General features: G+C 65.9%; 7 protein-coding genes. 4 read left to right on the forward strand and 3 right to left on the reverse strand.

All coding sequences use genetic code 11. The annotated features are described in order from the left end of the window. Positions 1-32: 32 nt before the first annotated feature. The 3 genes from E1956_RS20295 to E1956_RS20310 are packed head-to-tail and all read right to left on the reverse strand — an operon-like array spanning position 33 to position 7,699. Complete coding sequence (locus E1956_RS20295; RefSeq protein WP_167760081.1) at positions 33-3,311, reverse strand: CHAT domain-containing protein; 3,279 nt, start codon at positions 3,309-3,311, stop codon at positions 33-35. Beyond that, entirely contained in the window at positions 3,311-6,901 is a 3,591-nt protein-coding gene (locus E1956_RS20305; RefSeq protein WP_134752337.1) for a CHAT domain-containing protein, read from the reverse strand. The genes E1956_RS20295 and E1956_RS20305 overlap by 1 nt, the downstream gene beginning before the upstream one ends. Before the next feature lie 45 nt (positions 6,902-6,946). Then, positions 6,947-7,699, reverse strand: a complete 753-nt coding sequence (locus E1956_RS20310) for a lysozyme family protein (RefSeq protein WP_134752339.1) — start codon at positions 7,697-7,699, stop codon at positions 6,947-6,949. Between the two features lie 543 nt (positions 7,700-8,242). Here E1956_RS20310 and E1956_RS20315 point away from each other — a divergent pair. The 4 genes from E1956_RS20315 to E1956_RS20330 all read left to right on the forward strand — a co-directional run bounded on the left by E1956_RS20315 (position 8,243) and on the right by E1956_RS20330 (position 15,705). Beyond that, positions 8,243-9,277 carry a methyl-accepting chemotaxis protein gene (locus E1956_RS20315; protein ID WP_134752341.1) on the forward strand — a complete coding sequence of 345 codons (1,035 nt, stop codon included), beginning with the start codon at positions 8,243-8,245 and terminating at the stop codon, positions 9,275-9,277. A gap of 545 nt (positions 9,278-9,822) precedes the next feature. After that, entirely contained in the window at positions 9,823-11,382 is a 1,560-nt protein-coding gene (locus tag E1956_RS20320) for an efflux transporter outer membrane subunit (protein WP_134752343.1), read from the forward strand. A gap of 109 nt (positions 11,383-11,491) precedes the next feature. Then, positions 11,492-12,640 carry an efflux RND transporter periplasmic adaptor subunit gene (locus E1956_RS20325; RefSeq protein WP_134752345.1) on the forward strand — a complete coding sequence of 383 codons (1,149 nt, stop codon included), beginning with the start codon at positions 11,492-11,494 and terminating at the stop codon, positions 12,638-12,640. An 11-nt stretch (positions 12,641-12,651) separates the two neighbouring features. Next, complete coding sequence (locus E1956_RS20330) at positions 12,652-15,705, forward strand: efflux RND transporter permease subunit (protein ID WP_134752347.1); 3,054 nt, start codon at positions 12,652-12,654, stop codon at positions 15,703-15,705.

Raw genomic sequence — 15,705 nt, forward strand, 5'->3', positions numbered from 1 at the left:
GGCACACGCCTGCGCGCGCGGCATGGCGCGCGCTACGGTCCCGGCGCGGCTTCGCTCGCCATCCAGGTCTCCACCTGCGTCAGCAAGAGCCGCGCGGCGTCGCGCTCGGGGCCTTTCGCCGCCTCCGCGTATTCGGCCAGCACGAAATCGCACTGATCGTAGAGCACGCTCCAGTTGTTGCGCGCGGGCAGGCAGCGGTGCAGCTCCGCGAGATCGACGATGACGGACTGCACGTTCTGCGCGAGCTCGCCGCTCGCAATACACTCGTAGATCCACACCATGCTGCGCGCCGAACGGCTCCAGAAGTCGGGCTCGGACTCGTCGTCCGCATGCAGGGCGGCGCCGATCGCTTTCCAGTCCGGTTCCCGATACGCGTGCAGCTGTCCCGCCAGATGCGCAACGAGTTCCGTCGAGCAGCGCGCGATACGTATGTAGTACACCTTGGCATTTCCCGCGTCGCAGCCCATCGCCTCGGCCTGGCAGAAGTGGCTCACCGTCTGCCCGATCGCGGCAAGCTGCGCGTCGCGGCACCTCGCATACCGTTCGACCATCGCGAGCCTCATGCTCGCCGAGCCGAACAACGCAAGCCGGTCCATCGACGGATACAGCGTCACGAGATGGCTGAGGCTCGCGGTCATCACGCGGAACACCTCGCGCGCCGCAACGATCGCGGCCTCCAGCCGCTGCGGATCGCCGGACGCCGCCTCGCGCACGCGCTGCAGCGCGAGACGCACCTGCGTATGCACGAGCTGCTCGGTCGCGTTCAGCGTCGCGCTGCCGTCGTTGGCCTGCACGGCCATCTGATACCACTTCGCGGCCTGCTCCAGATCGCCGGTTTCCTTCCACGCATCGGCGAACGCTTCGGCCACTTCGCCAATGCGCTCCCAATGCGGCGCAGGCTGCGCGTATTGTGCGTGCAGGTAGTCGAGCCGCCGCCGCGCCGCCGCCACATCGGCATTGTTCACGCGCAATTCCGTCTGGATTTGCCGCAACGCGATCATCAGGCCATGCGAGGACGCGATGCATGCATAGCGGTCGGCAATGGCCTTGTCGTCGAACGCGCGCCCGCGTACGCCGTCCGCGGTCGGCCGCTCGTGATCCTGGAGCGGCGCGCGCAGATACCAGTCCGGGTCGCCATAACACTGATACGCGGCCCATGTGTTGTTGTCCGGCGAGTACGCGGCCTCGCGCGCGATGGCCACGGCGTCGAGAAAGCGCCGCCGGTCGAGCAGCGCGTCGTAGAAGCTCGTCGCGAACGTCTCGGCGGCGGCGTCGTCGACGGCCCATCCGGCGGCCACCACGCAGCGCACGCCGATGCGAATCAGCGCTTCGGCCACGCTCGCCGCGAAGTACGGCCGGTTCATCGGCGGCATGGCGACTTCGAGCAGGCTGCCCGGTTCGCTCTGCCCCAGATAACAGCAGTTGATGAACACGAGCTCCGGCACGCGCTGCATCTTCGCGAACTCTTCCGCGCCAAGGAACACGCCGTTCGAGAGCACCACGCCACCCGCGCGCGCGGCGGCGCCCGGCGCAGCGGCCGCAACGTCGGGAGCGCGCCCGGCAGCCGCGCCATTGCCGTTTGCCGCCGCGCCGTTTGCGGCCGTGCCCGCGCCGTTCATCGACGCGGCGGCGGACGCACCATAGGGCGCTCCATAAGCCGTTCCATAAGCCGGCGGACAGCGTGCAAATGCATCGGCGCCGACGAGACGATCGGACACCGGCAAGCCATGGCCGGCGATGTGCACGACGCCCCAGTCGCTATCGAGCAGGCTGACGACCACTTCGCGCGCGTCGGGCCCGCGAGCGGTGTCCGTCGCCGCGACGAGCGCCGTCACGCGCCGCGCGCCAGCCAGCCTGGCGTCGAGCAGGCTGTGCACCGCGCGCACTTCGCGCCGCGCGCCGGGCAGCAGCGGATAGCGGCGGTCGTCGGCACTCGGATCGCCGATCAACAGGATCGGCGCCTCGCGGCCGGTGTCTTCCACGTCGCGGCGAAACTCCGGCGTGCGCAGCTTGCGCAACAGCTTCGTGCGTATCGCCCACGGCTTGTGGTCAGCGCTTCCGGTGTTTTCCGCGCTCTCGAGATCGCGTGTCGTGTCCAGCAGCTCCCACGGAATGCCTGCCGTGCCGGAGTCGAGCTCGATCTGCATTTCACTCGATCCGTCGAGCAGCGGCCGCATTTCCACGGGCACGAGCAGCTTGAACAAGGTGCGTCCGACGCTGGCGTCGTTGCACGTGCTCGACGACGCAACGCTCACGAGCTCCTGCAACAGACGCCCTTGCGCCGCGACCGCGCGCACCTCGGTGCGGGCCCGGCGCGTGTCGAGCGTGTACACGATCGAGGCCGCGCCGTCCTGGTCGATCTGCGTCGCCGCGGAGATCAGGTCGAAATCCGCGCCGCGATAGCTCGATTCGAGTGGCCGCAATTGCCCGCCTGCGCCGCTGCGCACGTAATGCTGCACGTCGTAGCAACCGCGCGCGGAATCGCTCAGCAACTGCACGGCGCGCCAGCCTTCCACGGCGCGATCGAGATACAGCTCGACGAGCGTGAGCTTGCTGACCTTTGGCCAGTTCACGGCTGCGAGCATGCGGCTCGCCTCGAGCACGCCCTCCGCCACCGAGCGGGCCGCCAGCCCCGGCGACATGCCCGTGCCGCCGCTGCCGACGAGCGTGGCCGCGAGGTCGAACCACGCCGGCACGCACGGCTCGCCCGCGCCGCCCTGCTGGTTGCGCGCCTCCTCGGCCAGATGCTGGGCCCATGCAATGACGCCGAGCCGCACCGCGTTCACGAGCCCGCTGGCGCGCAAATGCCCTTCGTCGCCGAGCCCCACGACGATCACGCCGGCTGGACGCGGCATGCTGCGCAGCGGATTGATGCGGTCGCCCGCTGCGTTGACGAAGACCTGCTGGGCCTTGAGCCCCTGAGGATAGCGTCCGAGGCGGATCGACGTGCTCATCGCGCGGCCCACGAGCCAGTCGAGCAGGCACTCCGCACCCGCGAGCACGCTGCCGCGATAGTGGCCGCATATCACGGGCTCGTCGACGAACTTCAGGTCGGCATTGACGACTTCGATGCGCAGCGGCGGGTTGGGCGCGGCCTGCGGCGCTGCGCTCTGCGCGGCGGTCTCCAGCACCGGATGGCGTTGCCCGAGCGACGCGCCACGCTGCGGCGCGGCGGCGCCCGCGGCCGCAACGCCGGACCATCGCGTGAGCACGCTGCCAGCCGCATCGGCGGTCGGCGCGGCCAACGGTTGCGCGGGCGACGCGGGTGCAGCCGTCGCGGCGATATCGCCGAGGGCGCCGGCAACGCTCATCACGGCGCTCCGTGCGCGGCTGCGGGAGCGTCACCCGCCTTGGGCGCCTGAGGTGCTTGCGCCGCTTGCGGTGCTTGAGGCGTTTGCGCCACTTGCGGTGCTTGAGGTGCCTGCGGTGCTTGAGGTGCTTGTGTTGCTTGCGGCGCTTGAGCCGCTTGCGTCACCGTGATCGCCTGAGCCGCCTGCAGCGCCGGATCGATGCGCGTATCGGCGTCGCAATGCACGGCATACAGCAGGCCGAGCGGATTGCGATGCGACGACAAAAACGACTTGCGCAGATCGAGCATGACCTTGCCGAGCGGCTCGCCCGCGAGGAACGTATCAAAGAAGCGGTCGGCCCACGCCTTCGCGAACAGCGCCGGCGTCTTGCACTCGGTGCCGATCACGCCCCGCGCGCCCTTGTCCATGAAGTACGGCGCGAAGCCGTCGTAGAACGTGGGCGACATTTCCGCCGACTCGCACGCGTTGATGAACACGAGCGGCTTGCCGGCGAGCCGCGTATCAGTCGGCGCGCGCAGCTTCAGGTCGTCGAGGCTGATGAGTCCGTCCGTGAGCTCGATGCACGAAGCACCGGGGCCGCCCGCCTCCGTCAAGCCCTTCGAGACGGCGTGGCAGTACAGGTAGAGGATCTGGTCGGGCGTTTGCGCGTTGCGCAGCGCCTTGATGAAATCGCCGCCATTCTCGCGATCGAGCACCGTCGTGCCTGCGCGCGCCTGCCAGAACGCGCGCTGCGAGGCGACGACGTCGATCCCCATCGCCGCGTCGATGCCCGCGTTGAGATTCAGGCTCACGTTCAGGCTGGGCGTGCTCGCGATCTCGGGCTCGGTCACGGCCATCGGATTCTGCAGCGGGATCTGCTCGATGATGTGCCGCATGCCGAGAAAGTTGTCCCACGAATACGGCGTGTCGCCGCTCACGTCGCCGAGATAGAGCAGCGGCCAGGGCACGGGCAGCGTCTGCGCAACGATCTGGATCTTCAGTTGCAGATCGGGCCGCGTTCCGAGCTGGCGCAGCGTGTTGCCGACGGAGCGCACATCGTCGCCCGCGCCCGCGCCGAAGAAGAGCGTGTTCATCAGCCGCGCGCCCGCATCGGCCATGATCGGCAGCGCCTTGTCGAGCGCGTCCTGCGGCACGTCGATGCCGCCCTGGAACACGTATTGATTAGTTGCGTCCTGATACAGCACGACCTTCATGAGGCTCGCGCGCGCGGACTGGATATACGCGTCGATGAGGCCAGCGTTGAGCGGCAGCCGCACGTGCGTCGCGACAGCGCCGCACAGCACGCATTCGTAGTCACCCGCCGCGCCGGGATAGATCAGCAGGCTCAGGTCGCGCGGCTGGAGCGCGGCGAGGCCATCGAGCGCGCGTCCGCGCGTGGCCACCTGCGCGGTCGCGCCACCCGCCTGCCCCACGTCGAATGTGAGGTCGATCTGCTGGATGAACTGGCCGGCCTTCAGGATCGTCGCCTTCAGCGTGCACGGTCCCTCCTTGCGCGGCGCGAGGTCGAAGCGCGCCTTCGTGTAGCCCTTGCCCGACGGCGGCACGCGCATCGAGGCGGTCTGGCCCGAAACGTCGAAATCGTCGGTGTCGATCTGCACCGTGAGCGCAATGGACGTCTCGTCGGGCGCGAACACGCCGCGCTCCTCAAAGATCGCGCGCGCCGCAGCGTGGGGATCCGCGGTCACGTCCACGCCGAAGGCGAGCGTGTACCACTGCCCCTTGGCGAGCGCGTCGCCGGGCGCCATGTCCTCGAATTCCGCATTGATCCAGCGCGTGCCGGCAGGCGGCGGGTTAGCGGCACCTGAACTGGATTGCGCGGCGGTTGCGGACGGCGCGGCGGTTGAGGGCGAGGTGTCGTCTGAACCGGATTGCCCAGCAGCCGCGGGCGGCGCGCCAGTAGCGGGCGAGGCATTGCCTGAACCAGATTGCCCAGCAGCCGCGGGCGGCGCGCCAGTAGCGGGCAAGGCGTTGCCCAATCCGCTTTCGACGGTGGCGTCCTCCGCGATATCGAGCAGCCCGCCGCGCTGCACCGCCTGGGCGTCGCCCATCATCGGCGCCGCATCGTCGATGTCGAGCAGTCCGCTGCGCGGCGGAGGCATGCCCTTCGGCGGTTCCACAACGGGCGGCCCGAGCGTGGTGACGCCCTCAGCACCGCGCCGCGCGGCACTCGACGCGTTCGCGGCGACGCCGGCCAGCGCCGCCGACCAGAACGCATGCGCGACCTCGGGATGTGCAATATCGCTATGCGCGCCGGCCGGGCCGCTGCCGTTGCGGATCACGCCGCTCGCATCGAAGTTGAATACGTGCGCTTCGCTGAAGTCATAACGCGTGTCGACCGGACCGAGCGTCAGCGGCACGGTCAAGGACGCGCCCTGAATGCCGAACGCGCCGACGCCGCCATACTTCGGGAACGCCTCCGCGCCAAGCAAAAACTGGCCCTTCGCCGCCGCGCCGAGCGGATAGAACTTGCCGACCGCCGTGTCCCACCTGGATTGCGTCGTGAGCAGCGGACCGCACACGAGCGCATTGTCGAGGATGCGCGCGAAGTAGCCGGGGGTGCCTGGCGCGAACGGCACGTCCGCGGCATAGGACCAAAGCGACAGCGCGCCCTGCACGAGGAACAGCGAATCGATGGGCCGGTGCAGCGCTGGAATCGCGCTCGTGGTGTTCTCTCCGGCGACCATGCCCGACACCGCGATGCAGCCGAAGCTATGGCCCATCAGGTGAAAGCGCGCGGTCGCGCTCGCGTTCTGCATCGCGCCGAGCAGCGCATGCGCGCCGCCTTCGCCGAAGCGGCGCGCGCGATCCTTCATGGTCCAGAACGAGAGCTGCCGCAACGGCGCGAGCACTGCATCCTTGATCGCGCTGACGATGCCGAGCACGTGCGGCGCGCCCGCGCTCGCCGTGCTCGACGCCGTCGAAGCGGCGCTGCCCGGCTCGTGCGTCATCTCGTCGATGATGGCCTGTGGATCGAAGCCGTCCTGATCGGCACCGGGGCGGCCGCCCGCACTGCCCGTGCGCAAGCCCGACGATGCGAACAGCGTTTCGAAATCCGCCAGCACGCCGGGCGGCAAGTTCGTGTCTTGCGCCGTGTCCGCGTGATCGAATATGCGTTGCAGCGCGGCGCGCACGGCGCCGTCGCCGCCGATTTGCGCGGCCAGCGTGTCGAGCGCATCGTCTGCGTTCGTGCCTGGCGAGAGGACGCCGGTGCCGGGCGTAGTGCTGGCCGCACCACTCGCCGCGGAACCCGCCGGCACCGTCTCGATGCCCCACGGCAGGCTCGGCCAGTGCACGCCGACCACCATCGGATTGAAGTCCGGGTCGCGTGCTTCCATCGCGGCGAGGTCCGTGTCGCATTGCGCCATCGCGCCGATCCAGCGATCGTACTGGTCGATGGCGGCCGGCACGTCGCCTTGCCAGCCATGGCTGCACACGAACACGTCGGTGATCGGCTCCTGCGCCGCGGCCAGCCGCGCCGTCACTGCGGCGCTCAGCATCGTGCCGTCGACCTCGGGACGCTCCCTGCCTTGATCGTCGTACAGGATCAGGTAGTAAGTGATGTTGCCACCGGGAATGTTGCGGATCGGCATCGCGGTCTCCTTCGCGTGCGGACTGCGCAGCGGCTCACGTTTCGCTCACGCGGCAAGCCCCTCTTCGAAGAGGACGGCCTCCAGCTCGCGCCGCGCCACGAGGCCGGCCAGGCTCGGGTTGCCTGCCCATAAGCGCTTCATGGAGCGGATCTGCGCTGGAATGTCCCCTAACGTCTGGTTCTGGATATCGGTGTGAATCGCGCGCATCTCCGTGTAGCGGTCGCCGGCGGTATTGAACGACGCGCCCCGGTTGAACACGAGTGAGACGAGCGCGCCAAGGCAATCGGGCTTGAGATTCGCCGCGGAAGCGGGCAGCGCAGCGAGCGTGCGCGAGGTGTAGCGCGGCACGTCCGTCTGGCGAAAGACCGTATTCGCAAGCGCAAACGGCACCGACACGCCCTTCGTCTGCGGCAGGATCTGGCTCGCGGCCGCGCCGGTCTTGCCGCAGGTGGGCGTGAGCGTCGTCAGTGCCGCCGCGCCGAGCGCGGCCCAGTCTTTTGCCAGCTGCGCCCCGGTCGTATAGCCGATGTCATAGCCGATGCCGATCGTCACGCCCGACGCGCCCGACGGCCAGGTCGGGTGCTGATAGAGGCGGTCGTACACGGCTTCGCTCGTGACTTCGAACGCGACGATCATGTCGACCGCGCGATCCGAGATCGGCGCGATGTCGAGCATGAGCAAGGTCGGTTCGGGATGGTCGCTCTCGAATTGCTTGCGCTCCTCGTCCAGCGACACATCGGGCGACAGCAACCCGGGTGTCTGGAGCGTTTGAAGGAGCAGTTCATCGAAGGAAGCCATGGCGTTCACCTTCCGGATCGCGCAGTGCGCCCCGACGCCCCGCGCCCTGCCGATATGGATAGGAATGCAAACAATCTAAAAGCTGCGCGGGCTTGCTTGTTATCTGTCGTCTGGCGTGTCGTTTAACGGCGCACCGGACCGTACATGACACCTCTGAAAGCATAGACGAGAATTTCGCGCGGGCAATGGCGTTTTTGTCTGTTCTTCGCGCGGCAAACTTCAGTCGAAATGCGGTCGATTACGCGGTGTGCCGCGATGGATAAAATCGTCGACGGGCTCGGTTCTTGTCGCCCTTTTCGTTTTTCCGGCGCTTCGCCGCTGGTGAAAAATGAATACCCGCTGAAGGACAATCATTCCTGACGGCGTGATGCGCCTCATGGGTGCCCCCGCCACTTCCAAATCGGTGCACAGTATCGGACCCGTCAGTCATCCACTGCCTCATGATGGGGAATAAACGTTTGCGTTCGCTTTCAATGCATCGGATCAGGCTGGCCCAAAGCTTGCATGATGGTCCACCGAAAACAACGCACAAGTGGACCGTTCATGTCGAATCCCCAAGCCATCGTCGACCTCACACACGAAGTCAAGCGCCTCGCCACGAGCAAAATCAGTGACATTAACGACATCAACCGCGAGACCACCTTCCTCGCGCTCAACGCACTCATCGAAGCTGCACGCGCGGGCAACGCCGGAAAGGGCTTCGCGGTCGTCGCAAACCAGGTGAAGCACGTCTCCAAACGCATCTCCGAAATCACGACGGACCTGAACAAGGATCTGGCCGGCTCGCTCGCGACGCTGACGCAACTCGGCGACAGCATGATCGAGCGTCTGCGCTCGCATGACGGCCAACGCTGCGCCGATCTCGCGCTCAACATGATCGACGTGATCGACCGCAATCTGTACGAGCGCTCGTGCGACGTGCGCTGGTGGGCGACGGACTCGTCGGTCGTGGCATGTCTCGCGGCCGGCGACACAGTCTCTGCGGAACACGCATGCGAGCGGCTTTCGGTCATCCTCAACAGCTACACGGTCTACCGGGATCTATGGATCGTGGACGCGCGCGGCGTCGTGGTCGCGAATGGACGCCCGGGTCTTTATCCGGTGCGCGGCCAGAACGTCTCGGGCGCGGAGTGGTTCAAGGCCGCCATGAAAACGAAGTCCGGTGCGGAGTATGTCGCCTCGGATGTCGAGACGCTCGGCGCGCTGCGCCACGCGCAGGTGGCCACTTATTCGACCGCAATCCGTGAAGGCGGTCACGCGAACGGCCGCGTGCTCGGCGCGCTCGTCATTTTCTTCGACTGGGCGCCACAGGCCAGCGCCGTCGTCAAGGGCGTGCGGCTGAGCGCGGAAGAATGGGCTCGCTCGCGCTGCATGATTGTCGACTCATCGTTTCGCGTGATCGCGGCGTCCGACGAAAAAGGCCTCCTGAGCGAGCGCTTTCGCCTGCAAACCGACGGTAGACAGACGGGCTTTTATCGCACTACCGATGGCACGATCGTCTCGTTTGCCGCGACGCCGGGATACGAGACTTATCGCGGGCTGGGCTGGTACGGCGTGATTTGCCAACGGCCGGCCTGAGACGACGGCGCCAATCGGGTCACGAACCGGACCACAAATCGGGCCACGAACCGGGCCGCGCCTGCCGGGTACGCCTGTTGCTGCCGGTCGCCCAGGCGCTGCCAGGCCACGCCCCGGTGTAAACCACCGCAGCCTGCGCGAGAACCGGCACCACGCAACTGCGCGCGTTTGTCGAGCAGCGTTTTTCCGCTGCGCACTGCAGCAAGTCCGTCCCCTAAATAGCGTGAGCATGGCGTACGGATGCTTTCGCGTCCCATCGCCCTGAGTTGGGACGCCCCTGCACCGCGTCCGCACAAGTAAGGCATCCACAACAACTGCTGTGGGTCACTTTCTATTTGACCCGGTAGCTGCACTTTCAAAAGCACCGCGATGGTGCCTAATGGAGCTAAACTGCGAGTTCAACGTTATTAAACGAAGGAAATGTTGCTCGTTGAATCAGCGGGTTTTGCTCGAGTGAAAATAAAAACAGCTTCTGGCATACGCCTGGAATCCAGCACCCGCTATCACTTGAATGTTTTGCAAATGGACCGCAGGACATCTCCGATATGCCACGCAAATTCTGGTTGGAAGTTGTTCAGCATTTGCCCTGGCTACCCTCAACGAATAAATCAATCGTTGTCCTTATCACTGTGCTCGGCTCATTCTCCGGCTGCACAGTCGGCCCCGATTACCGCACGCCCGCCCCGCCCGCGACCGACACCTACACCCCCACGCCGCTGCCCGAGCAGACGGCGTCGTCACCGGGCGCAGCGGGTGTCTCACAGCGGTTCGCCGCCGGCCTGGACATTCCCGCGCAATGGTGGACGCTCTTTCATTGCGAGCCGCTCGATACGCTGATCCGCGACGCGCTCGCCAACAGTCCCAACGTCGCCGCGGCGCAAGCGGCGCTCAGGCAGGCCAGCGAGAATCTGCGCGCGCAAGTGGGCAGCACGCTGTACCCCTCCGTCAATGCGACGGCCAATGCGACGCGTGAGAAGTTCAACGGCGTCACGTTCGGCGAGCCGGGGCTGACAGAGCTGCTGAACCTCTATAACGCGTCGGTGAACGTGTCGTACAACCTCGACGTGTTCGGCGGCGAAAAACGCCAGATCGAATCGCTGCGCGCACAAGTCGACTACCAGGGCTTTCAGTTGCAAGCCACCTGGCTCGCGTTGTCGGCGAATATCGTGACGGCGGCGGTCAAGGAAGCGTCGCTGCGTGAGCAGATCGATGCGACCGAGCGCATCGCCGCCGACGAGGACGCGCAACTCGACGTGCTGCGCAAGCAGCTCGAGCTTGGCGGCGTGAGCCGTACGGCCGTGCTGGCGCAGGAAACGCTGGTCGCGCAGACGCGCGCGAGCTTGCCGCCGCTGCGCCAGTCGCTCGACCAGACGCGTCACCAGCTGGCCGTGCTCGCGGGCCAGCCGCCGAGCGACACGGGTGTGCCCGAATTCAGGCTCTCGATGTTCACGCTGCCGCAGACCTTGCCCGTCAGCGTGCCCTCGTCGCTCGTCAGACAGCGCCCCGACATTCTCGCCGCCGACGCCACGCTGCATCAGGCGAGCGCCCAGGTCGGCGTGGCGACGGCGAACCTGTATCCGCAGCTCACGCTCTCGGCGAGCTATGGCCCGCAAGCGCTGACGCCAGCCGGCCTGTTCAAGTCTGCGGACATGATCTGGAGCATCGGCGCCGGCATCACGCAGCCAATTTTCCATGGCGGCCAGCTGAGCGCGCAAAAACGGGCGGCGGAGGCGGCATTCGATCAGGCCAACGCGCAATACCGGCAGACGGTGTTGCTCGCGTTCCAGAACGTCGCCGATACGCTGCGCGCGCTTGAGCACGATGCAACGGGCCTGTCCGCGCAAACGCAAGCATGGCGCGCCGCGCGCGATTCGCTCGAGCTGACGCGCGGCCAGTTTCGCGTCGGCGGCGTCAGCTACCTGGCGTTGCTCGATGCGCAGCGCCAGTACCAGCAGACCGTCGTCAATCTGGCGCAGGCGCAAGCCGCGCGCTACGCGGACACTGCCGCGCTGTTTCAGGCGCTCGGCGGCGGCTGGTGGAACGACACGGCGGCCAGCCAGGCTACCCAGGCGGCACCGGCCTCTCAAGCCGTTAAAACACCGTGAATCCACGCGCCGCGATTCCGTGCCCGGTAGCCGCGCGTCGCAAGCGCAACGACAGCCGCGCCGCCGGACGAGTGTGTGCCTCACCTGTTTGCCGCACAAGGACACGACGATGACAAAAAAACCGATGGCAAGGCGGATGATCATCATGCTGGTCTGCGTGTGCTTGCTGCTCGGCGCCCTGATCGGCTTCAATCTGTTCAGGGCGCACATGATCAAAAAATTCATGGCGAGCAACACCGCGCCGGCCGCCACTGTCACGGCCACCGTTGCGGGCTATCAGACGTGGCAGCCACAGCTTGCGGCCGTAGGCAGCCTGCGCGCGGAGCGCGGCGTCGACGTGACGACGGAAGTGGCCGGGCTCGTGCGCGAACTCACCTTCAACTCGGGGCAGGAAGTGAAAGCGGGCCAGGTGCTCGTGCGCCTGAACGATGATTCCGACCGCGCGCTGCTCGCTTCGCTGAAAGCCGCGGCGGACCTCGCGCAGACCGTCTACACGCGCGATACTGCGCAATACGGCATTCAGGCCATCGCGAAGGCGCAACTCGACGCCGATGCCGCCGACCTCAAGAGCAAGCGCGCCCAGGTCGATCAACAGGCCGCGCTCGTCGACAAGAAAACGATCCGCGCGCCCTTTGCAGGCCGTGTCGGCATCACGACCGTCAACCCGGGCCAGTACCTCAATCCGGGCGACGCCATCGTTACGTTGCAGGCGATCGATACGCTCTACGCGGACTTCACTCTGCCGCAACAGCAGCTCGGGCAATTGCGGGTCGGCCAGGCGATCGTCGTCGATACGAATGCGTTCAGCAATCGGACGTTCGACGGCACGATCCGCACCATCAATCCACGCGTCGACAGCACGACGCGCAACGTGCAGGTCGAAGCGAGCGTCGACAACCGCGAGCGCAAGCTGTTGCCCGGCATGTACGCGAACGTGAAGATCGACGCGGGCAGCGCGCAGCGCTATCTGACCTTGCCGCAAACGGCCATCACCTATAACCCGTATGGCGCGACGGTGTTCGTCGTCAAGCCGGGCACGCGCAAGGATGCGCATGGCAACACGATGCCCGTCGCGCAGCAGGTGTTCGTGACGCCGGGGCCCACGCGCGGCGATCAGGTCGCGATTCTCAAGGGCATCAGCGAAGGCACGCAAGTCGTGACGAGCGGGCAACTGAAACTGAAGAACGGCACGTCGCTCGTGATCGACAACCGCGTGCTGCCCGCCGACAACCCGAACCCGATGCCTCAGGAACAGTAAGAGGCCACGCGATGAAATTCACCGATCTCTTCATTGAACGTCCGGTGCTCGCGTCGGTGGTGAGTCTGCTGATTCTCGTGCTCGGCTTGCGCTCGCTTTCTGCGCTCAAGGTCAGCGAATATCCGCAAACCGAGAACGGCGTCGTCACGATCACCACGGCTTACTATGGCGCGAGCGCCGACACGATGGCGGGCTTCATCACGCAGCCGCTCGAAGCCGCGATTGCGCAGGCGCAGGGCATCGACTATATGTCGTCGAGCAGCAGCACGGGCGTCTCGACGATCACCGCGACGCTGCGCCTGAACTACGACTCGAATCGCGCGCTCACGGAAATCAACACGCAGATCGCTTCGGTGCGCAACCAGTTGCCGCCGCAGGCGCAGCAGCCGGTGCTGACCGTGCAGGTGGGTCAAACCACCGACGCGATGTACATGGGTTTCTACAGCGACGTGCTGCCGAGCAACAATGTCACCGACTATCTGCTGCGCGTCGTGAAGCCGAAGCTCGATTCGATCCAGGGCGTACAGACGGCGGAGGTTCTCGGCGGCCGTCAGTTCGCGCTGCGCGCATGGCTCGATTCGAACAAGCTGGCCGCGCACAACGTTACGGCCTCCGATGTATTTACGGCACTCGGCAACAACAACTATCTGGCGACGCTCGGCACGACCAAAGGCCAGATGATCAGCGTCGATCTGAATGCGGGCACCGACCTGCACTCCGTCGACGACTTCAAGAAGCTGGTCGTCACGCAGAAGAACGGCTCGATCGTGCGCCTCGAAGATGTCGCCGATGTCGTGCTCGGCGCGGACAACTACGACTTCAACGTCGCGTTCAGCGGCAAACGCTCGGTGTTCATCGGCATCAAGGTCGCGCCGGATGCGAACGTGCTGGACGTCGCGAAGCGCGTGAAAGCGGTCTTTCCAGACTTGCAGAGGCAGTTCCCGACCGGCATGACCGGCGACATCGTGTACGACGCAACCGACTTCATCAACACGGCCATCGAGGAAGTCGTGAAGACGCTCGTCGAAGCGCTGCTGATCGTGACGGTCGTGATCTTCCTTTTCCTCGGCAGCTTCCGCGCGGTGATCGTGCCCGTGATCGCGATGCCGCTCTCGCTGATCGGCACGTTCTTCGTGATGCAGCTACTCGGCTATTCGATCAATCTGCTGACGCTGCTTGCGCTCGTGCTGGCCATCGGGCTCGTTGTCGATGACGCGATCATCGTCGTCGAGAACGTCGACCGGCATATGAAGGAAGAAGGCAAGCCGCCTTTCGAAGCCGCGCTGATCGCGGCGCGCGAGCTCGGCGGGCCCATTCTCGCGATGACCGTCGTGCTGATTGCCGTGTATCTGCCGATCGGCTTTCAGGGCGGCCTGACCGGCGCGCTCTTCACCGAGTTCGCGTTCACGCTGGCGGGCGCCGTCGCCGTGTCGGGCGTGATTGCGCTGAGTCTGTCGCCGATGATGTGCTCGCGCTTTTTCCGCGCGGATCAGGAATCGGGCCGCTTTGCGCGCTTCGTCGACCGGCAGTTCGAGCGCGTGCACCACGGCTATGAGCGTCTTCTGCATTCGATGCTCGACACGTGGCCCGTATTCATCGTGATGGGCGCGCTGCTGCTGGCCGGCACGGTCTACCTGTTCATGACGTCGCAATCGGAGCTTGCGCCGCAGGAAGACCAGGGCATCGTGCTCTCGCAGATACAGGGTCCGCCGAATGCGACGATCCAGCAGATGCAGACTTACGCGGACCAGGTGTTCGAGCTCTCGAAGCAATTGCCCGAGTATGCGCAGATGTTCCAGCTCACGGGCGCGCCGACGCTGAATCAGGGCATCGGCGGCGTGCTCTTCAAGACGTGGGACAAGCGCAAGAGAGGCGCGACCCAGCTGCAGCAAGTCTTGCAGCAGAAGTGGAATGGCATTGCGGGCGCCCGCGTTGCCGCGTTTCAGTTTCCGCCGCTGCCGGGCGCGCAGGGCTTGCCCGTGCAATTCGTCATCAGCACGACGGAGCCGTTCGAGAACCTCAACGAAGTCTCGCAAGCCGTGCTGCAGAAAGCGCGTGAAAGCGGCATGTTCTTCTTCGTCGACAGCGACCTGAAGATCGACAAGCCGGAAAGCGTGCTGCTCGTCGACCGCGACAAGGTCGCCTCGCTTGGCCTGTCGCAAAGCGACGTCGGGCAGGCGCTGGGCGCGGCGCTCGGCGGCAACTACGTCAATTACTTTTCGATTGCGGGCCGCTCATACAAGGTGATTCCGCAGGTGCTGCAAACGGACCGCCTGAACCCGTCGCAAGTCCTCGATTATTACTTGCGCACGCCCGACGGCAGCGTGATGCCGGCGTCCACCGTCACGCATCTGAAGCAGACCGTCGTGCCCGAGTCGATCAATCACTTCCAGCAGTTGAACTCCGCGACCATTTCCGGCGTGGTCGCGCCGGGCATCTCGCAGGGCGAAGTGCTCGACTTCTTGCGCCAGGCCACCGCGCAGGCCGCGCCGACCGGCTATTCGATCGACTATTCGGGCCTGTCGCGCCAGTTCGTGCAGGAATCGGGCGGCTTCGTGATCACGCTGATGTTCGCGACGATCATTGTGTTTCTCGCGCTCGCCGCGCAGTTCGAGAGCTTTCGCGATCCCGTGGTGATTCTGGTGTCGGTGCCGATGGCGCTGTTTGGCGCGCTCATTTTCATCAACATGGGGCTCTCGACGCTGAACATCTACACGCAGGTGGGTCTGGTCACGCTGATGGGGCTGGTGAGCAAGCACGGCATTCTGATCGTGCAGTTCGCCAATGAGCTGCAACGCGCGGGGCGCGGCAAGCGTGAAGCGCTCGAGGAAGCGGCCGGTGTGCGCCTGCGGCCGATCCTGATGACGACGGCCTCGATGGTGCTCGGCGTGCTGCCGCTCGTGATCGCATCGGGCGCGGGCGCGGCGGGCCGCAACGCGATGGGGCTGGTGATATTTACGGGGCTGTCGATTGGCACGTTGTTTACGCTGTTTGTCGTGCCCGCGATGTATATGTTTATCGCAGCGGACCATCAGCGGGATCGGGAGCATCCCGTGGCGGCTTGA

Origin of the sequence: Paraburkholderia pallida, assembly GCF_004524855.1 — a bacterium.
In the GTDB taxonomy this organism is placed as follows: domain Bacteria; phylum Pseudomonadota; class Gammaproteobacteria; order Burkholderiales; family Burkholderiaceae; genus Paraburkholderia; species Paraburkholderia oxyphila.